Raw genomic sequence first — 3,094 nt, 5'->3', positions numbered from 1 at the left:
ACATGACACAGCGCTTATCTGAAATGGTTGCAGGTTTGAAACAAGGCCGGCGGGTGCGCGTGCCGGAGAGGGCAGCAGTTTAGTGAATCGCGCGGTCCCGCATGGCCAAGGCTCTCAGAAGGCTGCTGCGTGAGCGCACCGCATCGCGATGTGTATCAATGTTGCCTTCCCCGCCAAGCGGCATCAGTCCAATCCCGCGATGACGAGGTCCCCGAAAATGCTTGTCGAGTCTCTGGCCGGGATAGGCCGGCGCATTCAGCCAGATGACCTGCATCCAAATGGGGAGGCTCCAAGCCAGTCCTTTCAAACCGGAAAATACTCCTACTTTTGGCTGAACTCGAGAGGATCAACGGCTGTGTTAGGAGGAAGACGAAAGGGTTACATGTATGAAACATGCCTTAGGTCAGATTTAAATATCTAGCGAACCTTGGTGGGCTTTGTGACCCAAATACCACTGAGAGCAGCGTCGCTCGCCAGCCACAGGGCCAGATTGCCACGCCAAACTGAGGGTCGGGGCGACCGGTTCCCGCGGTGAGAACGCCTGCTCGAGGCGTCCTCGCTCCTGGCCATACCGATCACGGTGAGCTTCATTTGGGACACCTCCCGCTAAGGTGGTTGCACACTCGCCACTTTGGCACAGCGGTGCCCTCGTGCTGAGGCTTCTCTTAGTTCCTCTCGCAGGTGAGCGCCCGTTGCCGGGGGAGGCGTCCATACCATCTTCCCTAGCAAAAGCTTTCTGCCTGAAATGCGTTGTATGCAATGACAGAACACAGAAGATTGCATCACGACGCGCAAGGACTAGCGCCCCCTCAAGGCCGCCACATCACTTGGCGGGAGCACAACCAGCTTTTTTTCGTCCGCTGGCCGTGACCAGGAGTACRGCGGCATCCTAGATGTCGCTAGTGGACACACCGCGCTGCGCGTCAACTGCCCCTCGCCTACTTCGACTGCCTCCTAAAATTTCCGGGCGTCGCTTGCAGCAAGGGTCACCATGTTCTGCGAGAGGCAAGAGGATTGCGAATCTCCGATGTGATGGAGAAAGTCATTGTCCCGTAGCTCGTCGGTCAGCATTTCCTGCATGAAGAATCGGTAGTCCCATTCATCGCCCTTCTCGATCCCAAGCACAATCGGCACTGCCTCAGAGGTGGCGCCGTTTGTTCGGACAGGGATCCGGAGTTTTTAAGTGGAAGCGCTGGGGCAGTCAGGCTGCCGATTTGATCGCTGGCAGCGAGGCGAAGGATGCCTCATCCGGGGTCTGGTCCGCCAGACTGGAATGGGGTCGTCGTTGGTTGTACCAGGTCAGGTAGTTAGCGATAGAGCGCCGCGCATGGCTGACCGAGTCGTAGGCTTTCAGGTAGACCTCCTCATATTTGACGCTGCGCCAAAGGCGTTCAACGAACACGTTGTCGCGCCAACTGCCCTTGCCGTCCATCGACAGCAGGATGCCGCAGTTGAGCACGGCGTCGGTGAACTCCGTGGCGGTGAACTGGCTGCCCTGGTCGGTGTTGACGATCTCCGGCGCGCCGTATTTCGCAAAGGCCTCCTCAAGCGCCTCGACAGCATGGCAACTCTCCAGAGTGATCGCCACCCGGTGGGCCAGTACTTTGCGGCTGGCCCAGTCCACCACCGCCGTCAGATACACGAAGCCCCGCGCCATCGGAATGTAGCTCGTGTCCAGCGCCCACACCTGGTTGGCGCGATCGATCTTCCGGTCGCGCAGTAGGTATGGCCAGATCTTGTGCGCCGCATTCTTGCGACTCGTGTTCGGGCGACGGTACAGCGCCTCGATGCCCATGCGCTTCATCAGCGTGCGCACGTGCCGGCGGCCGACCGGGATGCTCTCCCGTCGCAACAGGCGGGCCAGYATGCGTGCGCCCGCGAAGGGATGCTCCAGATGCAGTTCGTCGATTCGGCGCATCAGCTTCAGATCCGCGTCGCTGACCGGACGCGGCTGGTAGTAGGCGCTCGATCGGGCAATGCCGACCAGCTTGACCTGGCGGCTCACCGGCAGCGGGTGATCGCGGTCAATCATCGCTTTCCGCTCAGCAATCCCGCTTTGCTGAGCGCGCTTTCTAAAAAATCATTCTCCAGCGTCAACTGGCCGATCTTTGCATGTAGCGCCTTCACGTCCACCGGCGGCTCGGCCGCAGTCTTGGCTTTGCCGCCGAACACGTCCGCAGCATGCTCCGCCAACTGCTGCTTCCACTCCGTGATCTGGCTCGGGTGCACGTCATACTGCTGGGCCAGCTCCGCCAACGTCTTGTCGCCCTTGAGCGCGGCCATGGCCACCTTGGCCTTGAAGGTCGCCGAGTGGGTCCGTCTGTTTCGTTTCGTCATCTTCTGGGTCCTTTATGCTCGCCATTATGGCTGGCTCAGGCCCCAGCTTTTCCACTTAGCCGACTGTCCGAATTTCCGCGGCCACCTCTCTCTTCCCGCTTTCAGAAGTCGATAGTCGCTCAAACCGCGAGCCAGACAGACCCCACTGCGTGAACTCTCCCGCGCCCTTCTTGTGGATTGCGCTCACAATCGTGTTCGCAAGGTGGGCCAGGACGGTCTACACGGTCGTCTTGTCCAACTCAGTCGCGGCGACTAGGTGTGCGAGTAGGCTCGACTTGTTGAACGGACAGGATCGAACCGATGGCGCCATTCGACCGAGACGATGATCAATCGGGGGGCAGCACATCGACCTACGCTTCGTTGGTTGGAGGACCACACTGCTTTTATTTAGGCCTAATGAAGAGACAAAGTCGACTTGGCGAATTTGTTTGCCGAAGAACTAACGCTTTTGCGCACTCCGCATCCAAATCACGTGATCAATCAGGAGGTGGAGGGCGACACGCAGGGCGTTTGGGATGGTCGACGCCTGCAGCAGTTGCTCGGCAATCTGGTGGTAAATGCAATCAAGTACGGCACAACGGACGAGCCAGTGCGAGTGGTTGTGACCGGCGACGAGAAGGAAGTTCGTTTTGAGGTCAGGAATAGTGGGCAAGCCATCGAGCAATCGACCCTTGCTCAACTCTTTGACCCTCTAAAGCGAGCCCCCGTGCATGAGAGTAGCCATACAGCCGATGGCAGCCTTGGACTGGGCCTGTAC

General features: G+C 59.1%; 2 protein-coding genes and 1 pseudogene. 1 reads left to right on the top strand and 2 read right to left on the bottom strand.

Annotation, left to right across the window (positions count from 1 at the left end; translation table 11 throughout):
- Nucleotides 1–1,201: 1,201 nt before the first annotated feature.
- Together AC1DN0_RS40790 and AC1DN0_RS40785 are read right to left on the bottom strand one after the other, a co-directional pair.
- Nucleotides 1,202–2,337 (bottom strand): IS3 family transposase gene (locus AC1DN0_RS40790; protein ID WP_477146592.1). Its coding sequence is split into 2 segments (ribosomal slippage): nt 1,202–2,073 and nt 2,073–2,337, totalling 1,137 coding nucleotides; the frame shifts between segments, so codons are not numbered across the junction.
- Nucleotides 2,338–2,473: 136 nt separating this feature from the next.
- Nucleotides 2,474–2,620 (bottom strand): annotated as a pseudogene (locus tag AC1DN0_RS40785) (HU family DNA-binding protein); the annotation flags it as partial.
- A gap of 132 nt (nt 2,621–2,752) precedes the next feature.
- On the opposite strand from AC1DN0_RS40785, the gene AC1DN0_RS40780 reads away from it, so the two are divergent.
- The coding region (locus tag AC1DN0_RS40780) for a sensor histidine kinase (RefSeq protein WP_477146591.1) at nt 2,753–3,094 on the top strand (342 nt) is incomplete at its 3' end.

This window comes from Cupriavidus sp. 05N39 (genome assembly GCF_056397325.1).
This window is presented reverse-complemented; position numbering and strand designations above follow the sequence as displayed.